1 protein-coding gene and 1 pseudogene are annotated in these 1,153 nt (G+C 33.2%); both read left to right on the forward strand.

Annotated features, from left to right (window positions below; translation table 11 throughout):
- Nucleotides 1-37 precede the first annotated feature (37 nt).
- Complete coding sequence (locus AC1DTM_RS27605; protein WP_477001387.1) at nucleotides 38-508, forward strand: cytoplasmic protein; 471 nt, start codon at nucleotides 38-40, stop codon at nucleotides 506-508.
- Between the two features lie 348 nt (nucleotides 509-856).
- Nucleotides 857-1,153, forward strand: a pseudogene (locus tag AC1DTM_RS27610) (hypothetical protein); the annotation flags it as partial.

Genomic DNA, 1,153 nt, shown 5'->3' on the forward strand with positions numbered 1-1,153 from the left:
GAAGTATGGTGAAAATACTAAGTTAGTTGAGGAAGTTATCGAGTATATACAAAAAAGAAGCTTATTTGATAGGGATGATATAAAGTTACATCAATTATTACATGACATTGAAATGATTCATGATTTTGATAAAGCACAGGAATTGGCTTGGTCTCAAGATTTGGATGTTACCCAAATCGTTTGGGATGATATGAAATCGGATGAAAGTGCAAAATTATTAGAAGGAACTTATAACCCTAATATGGAATCAAAAAAAGATATGTTATATGAAGTTTTTGCTGATAACTATAATTATTATCAGGAGTTTATTTCTATTGATCATATAAATATTCTTGAAGAAGTAGAAAGAGATCTTGAGATGTGTGCACTAAATCGTTTAGTAAATGGAAAAGTKGATAATTTTTATGAAAGAATCTTTGAGGTTTATAAGCTTGGGGGATGGCCATGTGGATGGGAAGGTGAATATCCAGAAGGGAGAATAATTGTATATTCACCAGATAAAAAATAAAGTATATTTGCAGTGGAAAGAAAAACAATAAGTGGTTTAAAAGTAGAGACTCATGATGGTTGTACCATCATAGAGTATTACGTACAATGATAGAACAGAAAATGAGGTGCGAGCTTAGGCGAGATGACATTTTACCAGAAGATGAATATAAACGCATGGAAGAGACATAAAACTAACGAACTCGTACAAGCTCGTTAGTTTTAAAGTAATATTTGTCACGATATATATAAGGTGTCATACTATTATTATAAAACTTATAGATTAAAGCTACTTAAAAACAGATGAACTTAAAGCACTTGATTGTCGACTAAAGGCAACGAGTGCTTTTTTGTGTTTTAGCGTAGAAATAATGTGTTACAATCGCTTAAAGAAAATAATCTATTAAAAAACTTAAAAATACAAGGCTGGAAAACCGTAGATAAGATTAATGATGCGGACTACTTCATAAAAGGTCTAATAACAAAAGGTATGGACACCGTATCCCCATTCGTTAAAGGTGTAGAAATATCGCCAGATGGAAGTGTCATTAGATCCGGAACGAACTTCAGCGGAAAAGCAAAAGAAGCCCACGATGCCTCGAAGGCGAGTATTCAGAGTAGGATTACGAATTTGGAGAGTGGTGGGGTTAAGGGTACGGGTGATATT

This window comes from Bacillus sp. P4_D3 (genome assembly GCF_056401855.1).